Raw genomic sequence first — 19,765 nt, forward strand, 5'->3', positions numbered from 1 at the left:
CTCGGGTCGGCTTTTTTGCGTCTGGCGTTTTGTCCGCAGGATATGACGCCGGACGCAGGCAATAAAAAAGGCTGACCCGGTTTGCACCGGGCCAGCCTTTTTAATGCGCGGCAGGTTTTCAAACCTGCCGCTGTCACACCACTTATTTCAACTGGTCGTTCAGCAGACCCAGGATCTTCTCGGCCACTGGCGAGACGTCCGGCTGGCCTTCGTTGCTGAGGATGCTGACCAGGCTGGTCGAGCCATTGCCGGCCTTGACGAGGACGCGGTAGCGCTGCGCTTCCTTGTCCTTGTCCGAGGACGAGCCCCAGCTGAACAGTTTCGAGAAGAAACCATCTTTCTTGACCGCGTCCGGATCGACGTAACGCACGAAATACGTGCCTTGCGTGCGGTCGCGGTCTTCCACGGTGAAGCCAACGCGGTCCAGCGCCAGGCCGACACGACGCCAGGCGCGGTCAAAACCTTCATCGACTTCGATGGCGCGCGCCGGCGTGGCGGCGTCGCCCACCAGCTTGGCGTGCAGCGGCTGCACGATGGCGCCGTCGACGGCCGTCTTCGCTTGCGCTTCGTCGCTGGCCGCGCCCAGGCGCGTCATCAGCTTGGCCAGGAATTGCGCTTCCAGGCCCGGATCGTTGGGACGCGCGGTCCAGGTGGTGGTTTCCTTGTCGCGGCCCGTGACGACCTCTTCCACGCCGCGGTGACTGATGTAGATCTCGGTCGAGCCATCGGCCAGGCGTTCCACGCGGGTGCGGAACTTGTCTTTTTCACCGGTCGAGTACATCGAATCGAAAGCCTTGCCGATGGTGTTGCGGATAAAGTCTTGCGGCAGCTTGGCGCGGTTTTCGTTCCACTCGGTTTCCATGATGCCAGCCGTGGGCTGGTCGATGGCGACGGTAAAGCCCGAATCTTCCCAGAATTGCTTGAGCTGCGGCCACAGCACTTCAGGCGACTGCTTGACGACCAGCCAGCGCTGGTTGCCCGCGCGCTCGACCTTCACGCCGCCGGCCGTGACGGGCACGACACCAACCACGCCGTCGGCACCCATGATGACGGGCGTGCCGGCCGTGGCGTTGCGCTGGGCGTTGTAGCCGGAAGCCGTGGCCACGCCGTTTTTCGAATCCGGCAATGAATAACGGTTGTCCTGCTGCAATTGCGTCAGGTCAGGCGGCACGTCCAGGGTGCTGGCTTTCTTGACCGATTTGTAATCGACCTTGTCGCCGCCGACTACCGAACTGATCATGCCACAGCCCGCGAGGCTGGCTGCGACGGCGCCGATGACGATGCCGCGGACGGCGATGGTGGCAGGCGCCGATGGGGTTTTCTTGCAATTAGTCATGTCGTAACTGGATAAGAAGCTAAGTAGCAGCTGGAATCAGGGAAGGTCCGGACTGGTCAAGTCCGGGCTTGAAGTTCGGCTTAAGACAGAATGCCAGCGTCGCGCAAGGCATCGCGCACGGTGGCATGGCAATTTTCAGCCAGCGGCACCAGCGGCAAGCGTATGCCGGCTGGCATCAGGCCCATTTCGGCCAGCGCCCATTTGACGGGCACCGGGTTGGGCTCGACAAACAATTTCTGGTGCAGAGGAAAAACCTTGTTATTGATGGCGATCGCCGTGGCACGTTCGCCCGCCATCGCTGCCACGCACAGTTCGTGCATGGCGCGCGGCGCGACGTTGGCCGTCACGGAGATGTTGCCGTGGCCACCGCAGAACATCAGCGCCATGGCCGTCGGATCATCGCCCGAGTACACGGCGAAGTCGGCTGGAACCAGGCGCAGCAGGTCGATGCCGCGGCCGATATTGCCGGTCGCATCTTTCACGCCGACGATATTCGGGATGGCGGACAGGCGCACGATGGTCTCGTTGCTCATGTCGGCAACCGTGCGGCCCGGCACGTTGTACAGGATGACGGGGATGTCGACGGCTTCGGCGATGGCCTTGAAGTGCTGGTACATGCCTTCCTGGGTAGGACGGTTGTAGTACGGTACCACTTGCAAGACAGCATCGGCGCCCGCTTCTTTCGCATAGCGCGTCAGTTTGATGGCCTCGGCCGTGGAGTTGCCACCGGCGCCGGCGATGATAGGAATGCGTCCCTTGGCATGTTCGACGGTCAACTTGATCAGTTCGCAGTGTTCTTCCACGCTGACTGTTGCCGATTCGCCCGTCGTGCCAACGATGACGATGCTGTCCGTACCCTCGGCGATATGCCAGTCGATCAGCTTGCGCAGACCTGGAAAGTCCAGACTGCCGTCAGCGTGCATCGGGGTGACGATTGCTACAATGCTGCCCTTGATCATAGTAAGTTTATAGCGCCGATAAATAAAACAACGATTGTAGCGGATAGCCCGCGCCTGTGGTGCATTCTGACATAGTATGGCCGCTCAAAACGTCGGCAGCAGCGCTGCCAACCGTGGAAAATCCGGCCGGACGGCGCAAATTCGTTGCACCAGAGCAGCTTTTGGCTGTTCCACGCGCCCATCCTCATACGCTACCACACGCAAGCCGTGCTGCACCGCCCAGGTCAGCATTTCGCCTTCCTTCAGCAGGAATTTCGGATTCGACGGCTTGCCGAACTGCTCATTACCCTCGGCAAACGTTTCGTACAGCAGCACGCCATCGGGCGCCAGGCTGGCAATCATGGCGTCCAGCAGCGGCCGGTGCAGATAATTGGTGACGACGATGCCGGCAAAACGGCCGGGCGCGAAGGGCCACACGGCGCCCGGCGCTTCCAGGTCCACCAGCGAGGTGGTGATGCCCGTGCCGGCCGCCTTTTCCAGCATTTCCGGATCGTGGTCGAGCGCGATCACGGGGTGGCCCAGGCTCACCAGGTGGCGCGCATGGCGGCCGGCGCCGCAGGCCAGATCCAGCACTTCGCCGCCGGGAATCAGGGGCGCCCAGCGGCGCAGCCAGCCGGAAATCGCTTCGGTTTCTAATATTGGTTCAGTTACTTGCATCGGTACTTCCATCAATTATTTGCGTGCATCCGGTTGTTGGCATCAAGTCAATAGCGCCGTCAGGGGCGTGACCAGGGTGACAAAAATGCCGATGACAAATTCGATCGCCGCCAGCAAGGCGCGGTTCAATACGCCCGTGTACATCAGCAGCACCAGGGCGCCAAACACATACAGGCTGTAGCGCTCGATGCTGGCGTAAGGGCGCGCCAGCTGCATCGGCAGCAAGCCCGTCATGATGCGTCCGCCATCGAGGGGTGGCACGGGGATCAGGTTAAACACGAACATGGCCGCATTCACGCTGACGCCGGCGCCCGCCATCTTGCGGAAAAACATGCCCATTTCCGTCGGCGGCATAACGCTGAGCACGACAAAGGCGATCATCCAGCCGAAGCCCATGACGAAATTGGCGCCAGGACCGGCAAACGCCACCCAGGCCATCTGCTTCTTCGGATTGCGCAAGCGGCTGAAATCGACGGGCACCGGCTTGGCATAGCCGAACGGCACCTGGATCGTGAAATACAGCATCAGGGGCAGCAGGATCGTGCCGAAAGGATCGATATGCCGGATGGGATTGAGGCTCAGCCTGCCCTCGTTCGAGGCCGTGGGATCGCCGAAATAGCGGGCCGCGTAGCCGTGCGCCGCCTCATGCAGGGAAATGGCAAACAGCACCGGCACCAGGTACACCGCAACGGTCTGGACTATCGTATTGAAATCGCTCATGACCGCGATTCTACCAGAGGCGAACTATGCCCTTTCTTACGTTGTCATTAAGAACAGGTGAAGACCAGCCCGGCAAAGGACGCGCCCTGCCCCTCTACAAACCCAGCACGGCCGGGTCGCCGCGTCCCACACGCACCACTTCCGGCTCCGGCCCCGTCAGGTCGATCACGGTACTGGGGCCATGCGCGCAGACACCGCCATCGATGATCAGGTCGACCAGTTTTTCCAGCCGCTCGCGGATGGTGTCGGCATCCGTCAGGCTGTCTTCGTCGCCGGGCAGGGTCAGGGTGGCGCCCAGCAAGGGCTGGCCCAGCTCTTCCAGCAGGCATTGCACAATACGGTGTTGCGGCACGCGCAGGCCGATGGTCTTGCGCGAAGGATGGCTGAGGCGGCGCGGCACTTCCTTCGTCGCTTCCAGGATGAAGGTATAGGCGCCCGGCGTGGCCGCCTTGAGCAGGCGGAACTGGCGATTGTCCACGCGGGCGTACACGCCCAGCTCGCTCAAGTCGCGGCACAGCAAGGTCAGATGGTGCTTTTCATCCACGCCACGGATGCGGCGCAGGCGCTCGACGGCGCCCTTGTCGTCGAGCTGGCATACCAGCGCGTAGCAAGAATCCGTGGGCAAGGCCACGACGCCGCCGGACTGGATGATCTGCGCCGCCTGCTTGATCAGGCGCAATTGCGGATTGTCAGGGTGAATATGAAAGAATTGACTCATGTGTAAACGTTCTGGCGAACCAGCTTGTTAAGTTAGCATTATTGTACGCCGCGTAGCGCGGCGATGCGTTGTTCGAGTGGCGGATGGGTGGCGAACAGTGCGCCCCAGCCGCCATTGCCGCCGCTGATGCCCAACGCCTGCATCGATTGCGGCAGCTCGCCCGGCGGCACGCCGCCCAGGCGAGCCAGCGCATGCATCATCGGCGTGGGGCTGCCCAGCAGCTTGGCGGAACCGGCGTCGGCGCGGAATTCGCGCTGGCGCGAGAACCAGGCGACGATGATGGAAGCGAGCAAGCCGAAGATCACTTCGCAAACCATCACGGTCACAAAGTAACCGATGCCGCGCCCGCCGCCTTCACGATTGTTATTTTTCAACAGCACATTGTCGACGAAGAAGCCCACGACGCGGGCCATGAAGACGACGAAGGTATTCACCACGCCCTGGATCAGGGTGAGCGTTACCATGTCGCCATTCGCCACGTGGGCGATTTCATGGCCCAGCACGGCTTCGACTTCATCGCGGTTCATGCTTTGCAGCAAGCCAGTGGAGACGGCCACCAGCGCCGAATTTTTAAAGGCGCCCGTGGCGAACGCATTCGCGTCGCCTTCGTACACGGCCACTTCCGGCATGCCGATGCCGGCCCGCTCGGACAGCGCGCGCACGGTATTGACCAGCCACAATTCCGTCGACGAGGTCGGGTTGTCGATCACGCGCGCGCCCGTGCTCCACTTGGCCATCGGTTTGCTGATCAACAGGGAAAAGATCGACCCCGTGAAACCGACCACCAGCGAAAACACCAGCAGGCTGCCCAAGTTCAGGGTGCTGCCGCGCGCCGGATTGCCCACGCCCAGCAAACTGAGCACGAGCGACAGCACCAGCATCACGGCCAGGTTGGTTGCAATAAACAGGACGATACGTTTCATGGGCGTTGGCTCCGGAAAAACAAGAATAGCTAAAAGATAAGTATGCGGCCGCGACTTTTCAAGCCAGCGCGGCAGGCGCAGGCCAGCCGCGCCCTAGAACCAGTCGTGCCAGATCGGGGTCACGTTGGCAGGTAAAGGCGGCAGCATGGCAAAATCCACGCGCGACTCGCCTGGCGCATGGAAATCCGTGCCGCGCGAAGCGAGGAAGCCGTAGGCGTTGGCCAGTTGCGCGTATTCCGGATACTGGTCCGGACTGTGGCTGCCCGTGACGACTTCGATGGCCACGCCGCCGAGCTGCTTGAACTCATCAAACAGCACGCCTTGCGCCATGTCGCTGAAGCGGTAGCGGCCCGGATGGGCGATGACGGCCACGCCGCCCGCGCCGCGTATCCAGCCCACTGCTTCGGCCAGGGTGGCCCAGCGGTGTTCGACGTAGCCGGGCTTGCCTTCCGACAGGTATTTCTTGAACACGTCGGGAATGTTCGCGCATTTGCCCATTTCCACGATGTAGCGGGCAAAGTGCGTGCGCGACATCAGGTCCGGGTTGCCGACAAATTTCAGTGCCCCTTCATAGGCGTCGGGGATGCCGGCCAGATCCAGCTGGCGGGCGATTTCGCGGCCACGCGCATCGCGCCCGGAACGCGTCTGGTGCAAGCCCTGCACCAGACCGGGATTGTTTTCATCGACTTGCAAGCCAACGATGTGCACGGTTTCGCCAGCCCAGGTAATGGAAATTTCCACGCCAGCCACGAAGCGCATGCCCAGATCCAGCGCGGCCGTGCGCGCGGCGGCCACGCCCGACACTTCATCGTGATCCGTCAGCGCCCAGACATCGACGCCCGCCTTGCGTGCGTGCGCGGCCACGGCGGCGGGAGACAACACGCCGTCGGAGATATTCGAATGACAATGCAGGTCGACTTTAAGCATGTGAAAACAATACCCTGCACGGGCTCAGCATGGAAGAAGTTTTCATTGTACGCTGCTTGTCCAATCGCGCTGCGGCGTTCCCGTCACACATCAGGCCAAAAAGGCTTCCACCAGGCGCGCCAGTGCCGCCGGTTGATCATGATGCAGCATGTGGCCCGCGTCCGCCATCATCTCGCAGCGCACATCCTTGATGCAGGCCAAACGCCGGTCGATTTCAATGCGCGCCTCTTCCTTTGGCCCCATCCATTGCCACATATTTGTATCATCGGCCTCCACCCACAGCACGGGCGCCGTGATGCGGCGCCAGCACGCCATCACTTCTTCCACCTGGTACAGGATGGGATTGACCCGCTTGTGCTGCGGGTCGCCCATGATGTCCCACTCGCCCGCCTCGTTCTGCGCCGACCAGTGCTCGGCAAGGAAAGCCGCGCGCTCGTCCGGCAGGCGCGGATTGGTCTTTTGCAGGCGCTCGGCCACGGCCTTTTGCGTGGGATAGCTGCGCATCGCGGGCGGCTCGCGCAATTCGTCCAGCCACTTGGCGTAGCGGCCCGGCGCCTGCTCCGGTTTTGTTGCCATCATGCCGAAGCCTTCCAGGTTGATGAAGCGGCTGATGCGCTCGGGCCGCACGCCCGCGTACAGGCCGGCCACGTTGGCGCCCATGCTGTGGCCCAGCAGGTTGACGGGTGCGTCCGGCGAGTAATGCAGCAGCATGGCGTCGAGGTCCGCCAGGTAGTCGGGGAACCAGTAGGTGTCCGATTGCGTGTAGTCGCTGAGGCCAAAGCCGCGCCAGTCGGGGGCGATCACGTGCCAGTCGCCGGCAAGCTCGTCGACGACGAACTGGAACGAGGCGGCCACGTCCATCCAGCCGTGCACCATGAACAGGATGGGCGCCCCTTCGCGGCCCCAGTGGCGTACGTGCGTGCGGGCGCCGCGGATGTTGATGAATTCGGAACGGGAAAGTTTCATGGGTTTCATCGATTGCCTGCCTTGAAAGTGGCGCAGATGGCGCCACATGCTGTGTCTGTAGATAGTGCGGGCATAAAAGTACGACCGTTCGATAATTATACCGGATTGACGCCCGACGCTCGGACTTGCCCTGCAACAGCGTAAAATAGCGCAAAACTTCCGCGTCCGGCCGTGCCCGGCGCTTCCACCACCGCCACAGGCTAACGATGACACTCTACCAATTGGGCGCCGATGCGCCGCAGATTGATGCTTCCGCTTTTGTTGCCGACACGGCCAATGTGATCGGCAAGGTGACCCTGGAAGCGAATACGTCCGTATGGTTCGGCGCCACGATTCGCGGCGACAACGAACGCATCACCGTGGGCGCCAACAGCAATGTGCAGGAAGGCGCCGTGCTGCACACGGATCCGGGTTACCCGCTGGACATCGGATCGAACGTCACTATTGGCCACCAGGCAATGTTGCATGGCTGCACGATCGGCGATGGCGCCCTGATCGGCATCCAGGCCGTGATCCTGAATGGCGCGAAGATCGGCAAGAACTGCCTCGTCGGCGCGGGTGCGCTGGTCACGGAAGGCAAGGAATTTCCCGACAATATGCTGATCATCGGCTCACCGGCGAAAGCCGTGCGGGCCCTGACGGCAGACGATATCACCAGGCTACAAAGCAACGCCGTGAACTATGTGCAACGCGGCCAGCTATTTAATACGCAACTCAAGAAGATTGGATAAGAGAATGACGACTGAAACCACGGGCGCGGTCAGCGCAGCCGTTAGCGGCCAGGATACCCTGCAAAAATTTATTTTCGACAACGCCGCCGTACGCGGCCAGTTCATCGACGTGTCCCACACCTGGCAGGAAGTGGTGTCGCGCCACGCCTACCCGACGGCCGTGAAAAAAGTGCTGGGCGAAATGGTGGCTGCCGCCGCCCTGCTGTCGGCCAACCTGAAATTCAACGGCTCCATCATCATGCAAATCCATGGTGACGGTCCCGTGCGCCTGATGGTGGTCGAGTGCGACTCCGACCTGCGCCTGCGCGCCACGGCCAAGCTGGATCCGGATGCCGCCATCCCCGACGTGGCCACCGTGCCGCAATTGCTCAACGCCACCGGCAAGGGCCGCTTCATCATCACCCTGGACCCGGCCGACAAGGTGCCAGGCCAGCAACCGTACCAGGGCATCGTGCCGCTGGACGGCGACGACATGGCGACCGTGATCGAAAACTACATGTTGCGCTCGGAACAGCTTGATACGCGTCTGTGGCTGGCCACGGACGACACCGTCTCGCGCGGCCTGCTGCTGCAAAAGCTGCCCCACCATGGCGGCAAGGCCGAAGCGACGCCTGTGTCGGAAGAAGACGCGCTCGACACGTGGAACCGTGCCGTGATGCTGGCGTCGACCCTGAAAGAGGCGGAAATCCTGTCGACCGATATCGATACCCTGATGCAGCGTTTGTTCTGGGAAGAAACGATCCGCGTCTTCGACCCGCTGCACCCGAGCTTCCATTGCAGTTGCACGCGTGAAAAAGTGGGCAATATGCTCAAGATGCTGGGAGAGGAAGAAGTCAACAGCACCCTGGAAGAAGTGGGACAAGTGGGCGTGAACTGCGATTTCTGCGGCCAGCACTACGAATTCGACAAGGTCGATTGCGCGCAGCTGTTCGTCACGGATGCGCCAGCGGAAGTGTTGATTCCACCCGCAGCCAGCATTAACTAATTGTAATATTCTTCGCGCCGCCCTTGAGGTGGCGCTTTTGTTTCCGCTGTCATCCTCCCGTCATCAGTTCGTCATCAGCCCGTCACGCGCCGCCGTTACGCTGCGCAGCTTGTATTCCTCCCAATACTTTCCACAGGCTGATAATGACCACCCACTTGACGCTGGCCCTGCGCCGCCATTCCTTCCACGTTTTGCTGGGCGCTTGCGCCGCAGGCTTGAGCTTGCCTGCCCTGGCGCAAACGGCCGTCGCCGCCGCCGTGGCTTCGGCCGCCACCGACATGGCCGCCGCCGCTGATGACGGCGCACCGATGACCACCGTGGAAATTTCCTCGCGCAAGACGCGTTCTTCCGTCGCCCTGAGCAAGAATGAAATCCAGAAAATCCTGCCCGGCACGAATCCCCTGAAAGCCCTGCAAACCCTGCCAGGCGTCAGCTTCCAGACGGCCGATCCATGGGGCAACAACGAGCAGAACCTGTCGCTATTCGTGCATGGCTTTTCCGGCCAGCAACTCGGTTACACCATGGATGGCGTGCCGCTGGGCGACCAGCAGTACGGCAACTACAACGGCCTGTCGCCGCAGCGCGCCGTCATCAGCGAAAACGTGCGCAGCGTCGTGCTGTCGTCCGGCGCGGGCGACCTGGCCACGGCCTCGACCAGCAACCTGGGCGGCACCATCGAAACCTATTCCAGCGACCCGCTGGCCACGCAGGGCGCCAGCGTGCAGCAAACCGTGGGCAGCCACCGCACCTCGCGCACGTTTGCCCGCTACGATACGGGCGCCTTCGGCGACGGCAGCAGCGCCTACTTTTCCATCCTGCACCATGAAGCGCGGGCCTGGGATTTCGACGCGCGCCAGGGCGGCGACCAGTTCAACGCCAAGTACGTCAACCGCAGCGAAGCGGGCAAGCTGACCCTGTTCTTCAATTACTCGGACAAGATCGAACCGAACGAAGACAGCACCGTGCACGTGGCCGGCGAAACGAGCGCGCCGTACACGCGTCCCTTCCTGTACCCGGACTTCAAGGCGGCCCTCAATTACCTGTCGCCGACGGGCGCGACGCCTGCCGCGGACGGCAACAATTACCGCAATTACTACAGCGATGCGCAGCGCACCGATTACCTGGCGTATGCCAAGTTCGACGCCAACTTGTCCGAAGGCATGACGTGGTCTAACCAGGTGTATTACCACAAGGATGACGGCGCGGGCGTGGTGGCCGGTCCCATCGGCGTGGCCGGTTTGCCCGGCCTGTTCAGCGTGTACTACCCGAAACAGAACCTGAAAGAAGTCTTCGGCAACTCGGGCTATGCCGTGCGCACGACGGAATACGACATCAAGCGCGGCGGCTTCCTTTCCACCCTGCGCAAGGAAATCGGCGAGCATCAGCTGGAAGCGGGCCTGTGGCTGGAACAGAACCGCTCGTCCGCCTACCGCCGCTGGTATGCGCTGGACGTCAACAACCCGACCTCGCCGTATGACCGCCCCAGCAATCCTTTGATCACGCAGTACGGCAGCGAGATCGACAACAAGGTGGTGCAGCTGCACTTGCAGGATGAATGGCGCATCCGCCCCGATATCGCCCTGCAGGCCGGCTTCAAGTCCAGCCTGCAATTTGCCGATGGCCAGTTCCCCGTGCAGCCGGCCAAGGGCGCCATTTCCGGCGGTTCGACGGCCTTGCCGGTCGGCACCATCAACACGAAAAAATGGTTCCTGCCGCAAGTGGGCGCGCGCTGGGATTTCACGCCGCAGGACCAGCTGTATTTCAATATCCAGAAAAACATGCGCCAGTTCGTCACCTATGGCGGCGGCGGCGCCTCGCCGTGGAGCTTGTCGAGCCAGGCCGCGTTCGACCTGTTCAAGCGCGATGCCAAGCCGGAAACGGCCCTCACCTATGAAGTGGGCGTGCGCGGCAGCCACGCCTTGAACCTGGGCGCCATCACGGCCATCGATGGCCAGGTCAACGTCTACCACGTCGATTTCAGCAACCGTTTGCTGCAGATCAGCCCAACCCCCGTGATTTCCTCCATCATAGGCGGCAACCCCGTGCTGGCCAACGTGGGCAGCGTGCGCACGGACGGCATCGATATCGCGGGTACTGTGCACTTCGGCAACAATTTCTCGTTCTACAATGCCCTTTCCTACAACCGCTCGCAGTACGCGGACAATTACAACAATGGCGCCGCGCTGGTACTGACGGCCGGCAAGAACGTGCCGGGCTCGCCGGAATGGCTGAACAAGTTTGTTGCTTCCGCGACGTTTGGCGATATCGAAGTGCAACTGACGGGAGACTATGTGGGCAAACGCTACGCGACGTACACCAACGATTTATCGGTCCCCAGCTACTTCCTGATGGGCCTGGGCGTGTCGGGCAAGCTGCCGGCCATGGCCAGCTGGCTGAAAAACCCGCGCTGGCGTGTCAACGTCAGCAACCTGGCCAACCGCGAAGGCTCGCTGAACGTGGTGGTCGGCGCGGCCGACAAGACCTATAACACCTTCCCGATTGCCCCGCGCCAGGGCTTCCTCACCTTGACGGCGGATTTCTGATGCGCACATCAATCTTGCCGCAACGGCATTTTTCGCGCCGCAGCTTCGTCCAGGCGGCCGTGGGCGGCCTGGCCCTGGCCGCCGCGCCCGGCTTTGCGGCCGGCCTGCTGGCTCCGCCACCGGCGCGGCCGCTGGTCTTCGCCCACCGCGGCGCCAGCGCCCTGCGCCCCGAGCATACATTGGCGTCCTACGCCAAGGCCATCCTCGACGGCGCCGACTACGTCGAGCCGGACCTGGTCGCCACGCGCGACGGCATCCTCGTGGCGCGCCATGAAAGCAATCTGATCGACACCACCGACGTGGCGCGCCGGCCTGAATTTGCCAGCCGGCGCGGCAAGAAGATGGTCGATGGCGAATGGCACGAAGGCTGGTTCGTCGACGACTTCACCCTGGCCGAACTGAAAACCCTGCGCGCCATCGAACGGCTGCCGAAAGTACGCACCGGCAACACCTTGTACGATGGACAATTCCAGATCCCGACCTGGGAAGAAATCATCGATTTTGTTGCAGCGCAATCAGCCGCCAGCGGACGCATCATCGGCCTCGTGCCGGAGCTGAAAAGCTCGACCTATTTCCGCGATGCGGGCCTGGCGCTGGAAGACCGTTTCCTCTCGACCCTGCTGGCGCACGAATACACGCGCCGTGCGCCGATCGAAATCCAGTCCTTCGAGGTGGCGAATTTGAAATACCTGCGCGAGAAGCTGGGACGGCGCGCCAACGTGCGCCTGATGCAGCTGGTGGTGGGTGGCGATATCCGCCCGATGGACGTGGCCAAGGCAGGCGGCAAGCTGACGTTCGGGCAAATGATCACGCCAGCCGGCCTGCGCGACATCGCCGCCTATGCGGACGTGGTGGCGCCGCCCACGCGAGCAATCATCGCGCTGGGCGCCGACCAGCGCCTGGCAAAACCTTCGTCCATCGTCGACGATGCGCACCAGGCGGGCTTGCTCTTGCATACGTGGACCTTCCGCCCGGAAAACCGTTTCCTGGCAGCTGACTTCCGCGACGGCAATGGCGAAAATGCGCGCAACGAAGCCGGTTCCGTGGCGGAAATGCGGCGCTACATCGAGACGGGACTCGACGGCTTTTTCAGCGACGATCCGGGTTTGGGACGCATCGCCGCAGGATAAACCGCAGGATAAACATTTAGTAACACATTCATTTTCAGGGCGTGGCCGATGGCTACGCCCTTATTATGCGTTTCTTGAATTTCTGAAATTGGAATTTGAAATTGGACGCATATCGCAAACTCCATTATTGTGCAATGCAACAACAGACCATTCATGGAGGGCATATGTCCACTTTTACCAACACCTACAGCAACGACAACGACAACTACTTCAGCAACCTGGGCCGCGCCACGCGCGCCTTCCTCGGCGCCCTGCTCGCTTCCAAGCCGTACAGCGAACTGGCACAGAAGGAAGTCATCGCCACGAACACCAGCACCAGCAACGTCGAAGAACAGCGCTATGTGCGCCCAAGCAAGCGCGACATCGCCCTGCTGAACTCGGAAGCGGCCCGTTACGAAAACCTGATGCCGAATCTGGCTTCGGAATTGCGTTTTCTGGCGTCGCGCGGATAAAAAACACTGAAAGGATTTTTATATGATATTTCTCGAAACCGCACTGATCGCTGTCGCCGTCGTGGTCACCAGCATCCATTTTTATCTGATCTCGACCGGCAAGGCCCGTTTCTGATCAGCAAGCAGCAAGGCAGCAGCACGCCGCGCCATGCGGCCAATCGTGTGCAGCAGTACAAGGTAACAAAGTAGTCATGTGACAGGTCAGCCTGGCAATCGGTCCAGGCTGGCAAGCGGGAAGTAGTTGGTAGTCAGTACTCAGTGTGGCGCAGCGGCGTCCACCGGCGTTTCCAGCAGTGGCGGGGTTTGTCCCTTGCGCACGATCTGCACGAAAATCTCATTCTGTTTGACCATGCCCAGCTCGTAGCGGGCACGCTCTTCGACGGCGCCCGTCCCATCTTTCAGGTCGCGCACTTCGGATTCGAGCTTGGCGTTGCGCGCCTTCAATTCCATATTCTTTTTATTCGCCACCGCCACTTGGGCTTCCATGTCGGCAACACGCAGCCAGCCGCCTTTGCCCAGCCAGAGGGGAAATTGAATCAACAGCAGCAGGGCTGCCAGGGCGAGCGTAATCAGGCGCATGGGGTATTCAGTTAACAAACCGGCCGGATATCTCCGGCCGGCCAGTGGGTTTTACATCAGCTTACTTCAGATTATAGAACGCATCGCGGCCAGGGTAGCTGGCGATGTCGCCCAGGTCTTCCTCAATACGCAGCAGCTGGTTGTACTTGGCCATGCGGTCCGAACGCGACATCGAGCCGGTCTTGATCTGCAGGGCGTTCGTGGCAACGGCGATATCGGCGATGGTCGAATCTTCCGTTTCGCCCGAGCGGTGCGAAATGACGGCCGTGTAGCCGGCGCGCTTGGCCATTTCGATGGCGGCGAAGGTTTCCGTCAGGGTGCCGATCTGGTTGATCTTGATCAGGATCGAGTTGGCGATGCCTTTCGAGATGCCTTCTTTCAGGATCTTGGTGTTGGTGACATACAGGTCGTCGCCGACCAGTTGCACTTTCTTGCCCAGTTCCGCCGTCAGAATCGCCCAGCCGTCCCAGTCGCCTTCATGCATCGCGTCTTCGATCGAGATGATCGGGTACTTGTCGCACCAGGTCGCCAGCAGGTTGGTGAACTCGGTAGCGCTCAGGCTCAGGCCTTCGCCTTCCATTTCGTACTTGCCGTTCTTGTAGAACTCGGACGCGGCGCAATCGAGGCCGATGGCGATCTGCGTGCCTGGCTCGTAGCCCGCTTCTTCGATGGCCTGGATGATCAGCTTGATGGCTTCTTCATGGTTGGCCAGCGATGGCGCGAAACCGCCTTCGTCGCCCACGTTGGTGTTCAGGCCCTTCTTGTGCAGGATCTTTTTCAGCGTGTGGAATACTTCCGCGCCGTAGCGGACGGCTTCCTTGAACGACGGGGCGCCCACGGGAATGATCATGAATTCCTGGATGTCCAGGTTGTTGTCGGCGTGTGCGCCACCGTTGATGACGTTCATCATCGGCACTGGCATCTGCATGGCGCCCGAACCGCCGAAATAGCGGTACAGCGGCAAGCCCGCTTCTTCGGCGGCAGCCTTGGCAACGGCCATCGAGACGGCCAGGATGGCGTTGGCGCCCAGGCGCGATTTGTTTTCCGTGCCGTCCAGGTCGATCAGGGTACGGTCCAGGAAAGCCTGTTCATTGGCGTCCAGGCCCATGATGGCTTCGGAGATTTCGGTATTGATGTTTTCGCATGCTTGCAGCACGCCCTTGCCGAAGTAGCGCTTGGCGTCGCCATCGCGCAATTCCACGGCTTCGCGCGAACCGGTCGAGGCACCCGACGGCACAGCCGCACGGCCCATCACGCCCGATTCCAGCAACACATCGCATTCGACGGTCGGGTTACCGCGCGAGTCCAGGATTTCGCGACCGATAATATCAACAATAGCACTCATGTCATTCTCCAAAGTTAAGCTTAACAGGGGGCTGCACACTGCGTTCTGATGCGCAATTGCACAAAGGGGGCAAAGAAACTCCCGGCGGGAACGATCTGGCCGGGAGCTGTCTTACGGGTAATACTGTCGCGATCGACCGCGTTATTCCGCAGCGGCGTTGGCTTCTTTGTGCGCCAGCGCTGCCTTGATGAACGAGGTAAACAACGGATGGCCGGTGCGTGGCGTCGACTTGAACTCAGGATGGTATTGCACGCCCATATACCATGGGTGGGCATTTTCACCCGTGCGTGGCAATTCCATGATTTCGCACAAATCTTCGCTCGGCGTGCGGGCCGACACGATCAGGCCAGCCGTTTCGACACGGGCCAGGTAGTGATTATTGGCTTCGTAGCGATGACGGTGACGCTCGGTCACCACGCTGCCGTAGATCTCGGCGGCGAGGGTGCCCGGATTGACGGCGCAGGTCTGCGCGCCCAGGCGCATGGTACCGCCCAGGTCCGAGTTTTCATCGCGCAACTCGACTTTACCATCGTGGTTTTGCCACTCATTGATCAGTGCAACGACAGGTTGATCCGTATCAAGGTCGAACTCGGTCGAATTCGCGTTCGGCATGCCTGCCTTGTTGCGCGCGTATTCGATCAGGGCCACTTGCATGCCCAGGCAGATGCCCAGGTAAGGGATCTTGTTTTCACGGGCGAACTGGGCCGCCTTGATCTTGCCTTCCACGCCGCGCTTGCCGAAGCCGCCCGGTACCAGGATGGCATCGTACTTGCCCAGGTTCTCGCAACCGGTCGTTTCGATTTCTTCCGAATCGATGTACTCGATGTTGACGCGGCTTTCCGTGTGGATGCCGGCGTGGCGCAGCGCTTCGATCAGCGACTTGTACGACTCGGTCAGCTCGACATACTTGCCGACCATGCCGACGGTCACTTCCGCCTTCGGATGCTCCATCGTGTAGATCAGCTTGCTCCAGATCGACAGGTCGGCCGGTGCCGGATCGAGGTCCAGCGCGTCGCAGATGATCTTGTCGAGGCCCTGGTCGTGCAGCATTTGCGGCACTTTGTAGATGGTGTCGACGTCCCACACGGAAATGACGGCCTGCTCTTCGATATTCGAGAACAGCGAGATTTTCGCGCGTTCGTCTTCCGGGATGGCGCGGTCGGCGCGGCACAGCAGCGCATTCGGCATGATGCCGATTTCGCGCAGCTTTTGCACCGAGTGCTGGGTCGGCTTGGTTTTCAGTTCACCGGCCGAGGCGATGTAAGGCACCAGGGTCAGGTGGACGAAAGCCGTGTTCTTGCGGCCGGCGCGCAGGCTCAGCTGACGCGCCGCTTCCAGGAATGGCAGGGATTCGATATCGCCGACAGTGCCGCCGATTTCGCACAGGGCCACGTCGTAGCCTTCGGCGCCACGGCGGATGTAATCCTGGATTTCATTGGTGATATGCGGAATCACCTGCACGGTCTTGCCCAGATATTCGCCCCGGCGTTCCTTGCGGATCACCGATTCATAGATCTGGCCAGTGGTGAAGTTATTCACCTTTTTCATGCGGGTGGAAATGAAGCGCTCGTAGTGACCGAGGTCGAGGTCGGTTTCGGCCCCGTCATCGGTGACGAATACTTCACCGTGTTGCATAGGGCTCATCGTGCCAGGATCGACGTTGATATACGGGTCGAGCTTGAGCATGGTGACTTTAAGGCCGCGCGATTCGAGGATCGCGGCGAGGGAGGCGGCGGCAATCCCTTTTCCAAGGGAAGACACAACGCCACCAGTGACGAAGACAAATTTGGTCATTGCAGATGGTGCCGAACGGCACGTGCGGGAAATTGAAATTATACACTAAAGCCCGCCTGCGTCGCTCCCCGCGCGCGGAAATTTGCGGCAAATACCGACTATCCCTCCCCCTCCTGCTGTCTACGCACAACAAAATTGCAAGCTGGCAATAATTGAAATATTTCCAATTCCATACTTTGTGTGGGCGAGCGAACAGACCCTGCCGCACCCTGGCGGCAGACTGGCATTTTCAACAGGAGGTCCATCATGAGCTACGAAGAACGCGACGCCTACGGCATGTATGTCAACCGCGGCCACAAAGGTCCCGGCCCCGAACTGATGGGTGCCGACACCCTGATCGGCGACCATGTGCACAACGCCAAGGATGAACATCTGGGCGAAATCAAGGAAATCATGATCGACATGCGCAGCGGCAAAATCGCCTACGCCGTCATGTCGCACGGCGGTGTCTTCACCATCGGCGAAAAGCTGTTCGCCGTGCCGTGGGAAGCGCTGCTGCTCGACACCGTCAACAAGCGCTTCACCCTCAACGTCGACAAGGAGCGCATCGAAAACGCGCCCGGCTTCGATACGGATAACTGGCCGAACATGGCCGATACCACGTGGGTGAACTCCATTCACAGCTATTATGGAACGACACCACGCGAGTATTAATTCACCCCAAGCGCAGGGCCGGGGTCGTACCCTGAGGGTACGACCCCAGTATTTGCACTTGGGTTTGACTAGAACCGGTACTCCAGCCCCGCTACATACGTCCTGCCCCGCGCCGTGCTCAGCGGCGTGTTGTCCTGCGACTGGGACGGCATCGAGTTCAAACGGTTCAGCGCTTCCGAGAAATCCTTGTTCATGGCGTTTTGCACGGACAGGCGCAGGAACAGATTTTTCGTCACCTGCCAGCTCGCATACAAGTCGATCACGGCCGGGATCTTTGGATTCTCGGCCTTGAGCACTTCGCCCGTCGCTTCATCGGCTTCATTGTCCGGCGACAGGCGGCGGTTCGAGCCCGTGTGCTTGAGGATGGCGCCCACTTCCAGCTTGTTGTCCAGCAAGCGCGTACCCACGTCGAGGTTGTAGTACACGCTGGGCAGCTCGCTGATGTCAGCCGCGCCAAACCAGGCGCTGGCGATCGAGGTGGGCTGGCGCGTCGTTTCGCGTGTGTACGACAGGCGCGCATAGGCCGGCCCCAGCTGATACTGCGCTTCCAGTTCCCATCCGCGCGAGTACACGGGCGTGGTCGAGTTGATGTAGATATACATGTTCGTCATGTAGTCATCCACATTCTGCCAGTCGTTGGCCAGCACTTCCGCGATATTGCACTTGCGGCCGCGGTCGCACACGAGGAAGGACTGGCTGGTGATATAGCCGTCGATCTTGCTTTTGAAATACAGAGCCTTGAAGTTCAGCACGTCATTCTTGCTCAGCAAGCCATGCAAGCTGGAATTGAAACCCAGCTGGTAGGTCGTCGCTTTCTCGCCCTTCAGGAAAGGATTCATCGAGGCCCCGCCGTCATTCGAGAAAAATACTTCCTGTGGATTCGGCCCGCGCATGGTGCGCTCGGCGCTGGCAAATGGCTGGAACCACGGCGTCACTTGCGCGGAAACGAGCAGCGAAGGACTGATGCCGTGCTCCTTGAGCGCAATATTGCTCGCCCCTTGCGGGAAACACTGCACGCGCGGATCGCAGGCGGGCTTATAGCCGGTCAAATCAAAGTGCGTGGTGTTGAGACCCGCACTGACCTGAACAATGCCGCGGTTGTATTGCAGGCCCGCATACAGGCTGCTGATCTTTTGCACGCCCTCGGGGCCAAACGTATTGTTTTCAATCGATTGCTGGTTCGCGTCCGGATTGTCCGGATCATCGACCAGGCTTTCCACGTGCTTGCTGTATTTATTGCGCATCAGCTTGCCGCCGATGGTCACCAGCGCGTCGCCACCGGCCAGTTTGAAGCTGCTGGTGTTGTTGATGTCGATGGCGTCGGCGCGGTTGGCCGCATTCGTGTTGATGAAATTGGTCAGCGCCTCGGGCATGTATTTCTGGTTGCCGCGGCTGCTGCTGGCCACCACATTGAGGTCGATCAATTCCGAAAACGGCGTGTAGTGATATTTCACGTAGTAGTCATTGCTCTGGATATCGCGGCGCGTAAACGTGTTGCGGTAATCGCGCGCCGACAGTTCCAGCGCATGGAAGTCGCTCAACTTGAGATCCAGCTTGAGCAGTTGCGACTTGGGTTTCTGCTTGTAATAGCGGTTGTAGCCGAAACCGAATTCCTCGCTGTTGACGCCCTTGGCATTCTTGTAGTTGTTGCCGATCACGCTAGCGCTCGTGGCGGCCATGAAGCCCACGCTGCCGCCATCGAAGGCGGGGTTTTTCATGGCCACGGCCAGCATGGCGCTGCGTCCCACGCCGTTATTGCCGGTCGACATTTTCGTGCGCGCCCCCGTTTTTTCACCGGAGAAGACCACGTCATCGACGCCGATGGTGCGGAAATTGGCGCTGCCGGCCAGCGCATTGACGCCGTCGCCGCCGACGACATTGCCGCGTGACACATCCACGCCGATGATGAAGTTCGGGTCGATCAGGGCGCCGAACTGGCTGCTGGGCACGCCGCCGTGCGACACGGATGACGGCGCGCTGCCATAGTAATTCTGGCTCACGCCATCGACCATCATGTTGACGCGCCCCAGGCCCGACAGGCCGCGGATGTTGACGCTGACGGCGCCCTGCGCCGGATCGATCTGGGTAAACGTGCCCGGCATGCTGCGCACGATCTGATCGACGCTCTGCAAGCGCGTATCGGCCCCGCGCGCACTGACGGCGCCCGGTTTCTCCAGCGCCTGCTGTTCCGCCGGGACAGTTTCACCCGACACATTCAGCGGCGAAAATTCCACCTTGCCACTGTCTTGCGCCTGCTGCGCCCATGCCTGCTGCGCGAGCAAAGCCATGCAGATGCCCACGGCCTGCGTCATTGTCTTGATATGCATACACCCTCGATTTCTTATG

At 60.8% G+C, this 19,765-nt stretch carries 18 protein-coding genes; 6 read left to right on the plus strand and 12 right to left on the minus strand.

Going from position 1 to position 19,765, the window contains the following annotated elements; all coding sequences use genetic code 11:
• Positions 1 to 142: 142 nt before the first annotated feature.
• From bamC to FG13_RS12140, 8 genes are all read right to left on the minus strand, one after another.
• Positions 143 to 1,336: an outer membrane protein assembly factor BamC gene (bamC, locus tag FG13_RS12105; protein ID WP_035821154.1), complete on the minus strand. Its 1,194-nt coding sequence runs from the start codon at positions 1,334 to 1,336 to the stop codon at positions 143 to 145.
• A gap of 80 nt (positions 1,337 to 1,416) precedes the next feature.
• Complete coding sequence (dapA, locus tag FG13_RS12110) at positions 1,417 to 2,295, minus strand: 4-hydroxy-tetrahydrodipicolinate synthase (protein WP_035821156.1); 879 nt, start codon at positions 2,293 to 2,295, stop codon at positions 1,417 to 1,419.
• Positions 2,296 to 2,379: 84 nt separating this feature from the next.
• On the minus strand, positions 2,380 to 2,952 hold the full coding sequence (locus FG13_RS12115; protein ID WP_035821159.1) for a class I SAM-dependent methyltransferase: 573 nt from the start codon (positions 2,950 to 2,952) through the stop codon (positions 2,380 to 2,382).
• A 42-nt stretch (positions 2,953 to 2,994) separates the two neighbouring features.
• Positions 2,995 to 3,672 carry a site-2 protease family protein gene (locus FG13_RS12120; protein ID WP_035821162.1) on the minus strand — a complete coding sequence of 226 codons (678 nt, stop codon included), beginning with the start codon at positions 3,670 to 3,672 and terminating at the stop codon, positions 2,995 to 2,997.
• 94 nt (positions 3,673 to 3,766) lie between these two features.
• Positions 3,767 to 4,390 (minus strand): L-threonylcarbamoyladenylate synthase, encoded by a 624-nt coding sequence (locus tag FG13_RS12125; RefSeq protein ID WP_035821164.1) that lies wholly within the window; start codon positions 4,388 to 4,390, stop codon positions 3,767 to 3,769.
• Positions 4,391 to 4,428: 38 nt separating this feature from the next.
• The gene (gene htpX, locus FG13_RS12130) at positions 4,429 to 5,313 is read right to left on the minus strand and encodes a protease HtpX (protein WP_035821167.1); all 885 of its coding nucleotides are present in this window, start codon (positions 5,311 to 5,313) and stop codon (positions 4,429 to 4,431) included.
• 93 nt (positions 5,314 to 5,406) lie between these two features.
• Positions 5,407 to 6,240, minus strand: coding sequence for a 3',5'-nucleoside bisphosphate phosphatase (locus FG13_RS12135; protein WP_035821170.1), 834 nt, complete (start codon positions 6,238 to 6,240; stop codon positions 5,407 to 5,409).
• A gap of 90 nt (positions 6,241 to 6,330) precedes the next feature.
• Positions 6,331 to 7,206 carry an alpha/beta fold hydrolase gene (locus tag FG13_RS12140; protein WP_035821173.1) on the minus strand — a complete coding sequence of 292 codons (876 nt, stop codon included), beginning with the start codon at positions 7,204 to 7,206 and terminating at the stop codon, positions 6,331 to 6,333.
• A gap of 206 nt (positions 7,207 to 7,412) precedes the next feature.
• On the opposite strand from FG13_RS12140, the gene FG13_RS12145 reads away from it, so the two are divergent.
• The 5 genes from FG13_RS12145 to FG13_RS12165 all read left to right on the plus strand — a co-directional run bounded on the left by FG13_RS12145 (position 7,413) and on the right by FG13_RS12165 (position 13,047).
• Entirely contained in the window at positions 7,413 to 7,937 is a 525-nt protein-coding gene (locus FG13_RS12145) for a gamma carbonic anhydrase family protein (protein ID WP_035821175.1), read from the plus strand.
• A 4-nt stretch (positions 7,938 to 7,941) separates the two neighbouring features.
• Positions 7,942 to 8,922: an Hsp33 family molecular chaperone HslO gene (gene hslO, locus FG13_RS12150; RefSeq protein WP_051958968.1), complete on the plus strand. Its 981-nt coding sequence runs from the start codon at positions 7,942 to 7,944 to the stop codon at positions 8,920 to 8,922.
• Positions 8,923 to 9,065: 143 nt separating this feature from the next.
• The gene (locus FG13_RS12155) at positions 9,066 to 11,465 is read left to right on the plus strand and encodes a TonB-dependent receptor (protein WP_035821177.1); all 2,400 of its coding nucleotides are present in this window, start codon (positions 9,066 to 9,068) and stop codon (positions 11,463 to 11,465) included.
• Positions 11,465 to 12,595 (plus strand): glycerophosphodiester phosphodiesterase, encoded by a 1,131-nt coding sequence (locus tag FG13_RS12160; protein WP_035821179.1) that lies wholly within the window; start codon positions 11,465 to 11,467, stop codon positions 12,593 to 12,595. The genes FG13_RS12155 and FG13_RS12160 overlap by 1 nt, the downstream gene beginning before the upstream one ends.
• Before the next feature lie 164 nt (positions 12,596 to 12,759).
• The gene (locus tag FG13_RS12165) at positions 12,760 to 13,047 is read left to right on the plus strand and encodes a hypothetical protein (protein WP_035821181.1); all 288 of its coding nucleotides are present in this window, start codon (positions 12,760 to 12,762) and stop codon (positions 13,045 to 13,047) included.
• Positions 13,048 to 13,302: 255 nt separating this feature from the next.
• Here FG13_RS12165 and ftsB read toward each other — a convergent pair whose 3' ends face one another.
• From ftsB to FG13_RS12180, 3 genes are all read right to left on the minus strand, one after another.
• Complete coding sequence (gene ftsB, locus FG13_RS12170; RefSeq protein ID WP_035821182.1) at positions 13,303 to 13,626, minus strand: cell division protein FtsB; 324 nt, start codon at positions 13,624 to 13,626, stop codon at positions 13,303 to 13,305.
• A gap of 61 nt (positions 13,627 to 13,687) precedes the next feature.
• Positions 13,688 to 14,971: a phosphopyruvate hydratase gene (eno, locus tag FG13_RS12175; protein WP_035821185.1), complete on the minus strand. Its 1,284-nt coding sequence runs from the start codon at positions 14,969 to 14,971 to the stop codon at positions 13,688 to 13,690.
• Between the two features lie 141 nt (positions 14,972 to 15,112).
• Positions 15,113 to 16,765 carry a CTP synthase gene (locus FG13_RS12180; RefSeq protein ID WP_035821188.1) on the minus strand — a complete coding sequence of 551 codons (1,653 nt, stop codon included), beginning with the start codon at positions 16,763 to 16,765 and terminating at the stop codon, positions 15,113 to 15,115.
• A 246-nt stretch (positions 16,766 to 17,011) separates the two neighbouring features.
• On the opposite strand from FG13_RS12180, the gene FG13_RS12185 reads away from it, so the two are divergent.
• Entirely contained in the window at positions 17,012 to 17,419 is a 408-nt protein-coding gene (locus FG13_RS12185; protein ID WP_035821190.1) for a PRC-barrel domain-containing protein, read from the plus strand.
• Between the two features lie 68 nt (positions 17,420 to 17,487).
• On the opposite strand, the gene FG13_RS12190 is transcribed toward FG13_RS12185, so the two are convergent.
• Positions 17,488 to 19,746: a TonB-dependent receptor domain-containing protein gene (locus FG13_RS12190; protein WP_035821192.1), complete on the minus strand. Its 2,259-nt coding sequence runs from the start codon at positions 19,744 to 19,746 to the stop codon at positions 17,488 to 17,490.
• Positions 19,747 to 19,765 lie beyond the last annotated feature (19 nt).

Origin of the sequence: Janthinobacterium sp. RA13, from assembly GCF_000745325.1 — a bacterium.
GTDB classification, from domain to species: Bacteria; Pseudomonadota; Gammaproteobacteria; order Burkholderiales; family Burkholderiaceae_D; genus Janthinobacterium; species Janthinobacterium rivuli.

Coding starts and splice junctions, on each gene's coding strand:
- FG13_RS12160 (WP_035821179.1), top strand. CDS start 11,465: ATGCGCACATCAATCTTGCCGCAACGGCATTTTTCGCGCCGCAGCTTC.
- hslO (WP_051958968.1), top strand. CDS start 7,942: ATGACGACTGAAACCACGGGCGCGGTCAGCGCAGCCGTTAGCGGCCAG.
- FG13_RS12145 (WP_035821175.1), top strand. CDS start 7,413: ATGACACTCTACCAATTGGGCGCCGATGCGCCGCAGATTGATGCTTCC.
- FG13_RS12125 (WP_035821164.1), bottom strand. CDS start 4,390: ATGAGTCAATTCTTTCATATTCACCCTGACAATCCGCAATTGCGCCTG.
- FG13_RS12135 (WP_035821170.1), bottom strand. CDS start 6,240: ATGCTTAAAGTCGACCTGCATTGTCATTCGAATATCTCCGACGGCGTG.
- FG13_RS12155 (WP_035821177.1), top strand. CDS start 9,066: ATGACCACCCACTTGACGCTGGCCCTGCGCCGCCATTCCTTCCACGTT.
- eno (WP_035821185.1), bottom strand. CDS start 14,971: ATGAGTGCTATTGTTGATATTATCGGTCGCGAAATCCTGGACTCGCGC.
- ftsB (WP_035821182.1), bottom strand. CDS start 13,626: ATGCGCCTGATTACGCTCGCCCTGGCAGCCCTGCTGCTGTTGATTCAA.
- FG13_RS12140 (WP_035821173.1), bottom strand. CDS start 7,206: ATGAAACTTTCCCGTTCCGAATTCATCAACATCCGCGGCGCCCGCACG.
- bamC (WP_035821154.1), bottom strand. CDS start 1,336: ATGACTAATTGCAAGAAAACCCCATCGGCGCCTGCCACCATCGCCGTC.
- FG13_RS12120 (WP_035821162.1), bottom strand. CDS start 3,672: ATGAGCGATTTCAATACGATAGTCCAGACCGTTGCGGTGTACCTGGTG.
- FG13_RS12185 (WP_035821190.1), top strand. CDS start 17,012: ATGAGCTACGAAGAACGCGACGCCTACGGCATGTATGTCAACCGCGGC.
- dapA (WP_035821156.1), bottom strand. CDS start 2,295: ATGATCAAGGGCAGCATTGTAGCAATCGTCACCCCGATGCACGCTGAC.
- htpX (WP_035821167.1), bottom strand. CDS start 5,313: ATGAAACGTATCGTCCTGTTTATTGCAACCAACCTGGCCGTGATGCTG.
- FG13_RS12165 (WP_035821181.1), top strand. CDS start 12,760: ATGTCCACTTTTACCAACACCTACAGCAACGACAACGACAACTACTTC.
- FG13_RS12180 (WP_035821188.1), bottom strand. CDS start 16,765: ATGACCAAATTTGTCTTCGTCACTGGTGGCGTTGTGTCTTCCCTTGGA.
- FG13_RS12115 (WP_035821159.1), bottom strand. CDS start 2,952: ATGCAAGTAACTGAACCAATATTAGAAACCGAAGCGATTTCCGGCTGG.
- FG13_RS12190 (WP_035821192.1), bottom strand. CDS start 19,746: ATGCATATCAAGACAATGACGCAGGCCGTGGGCATCTGCATGGCTTTG.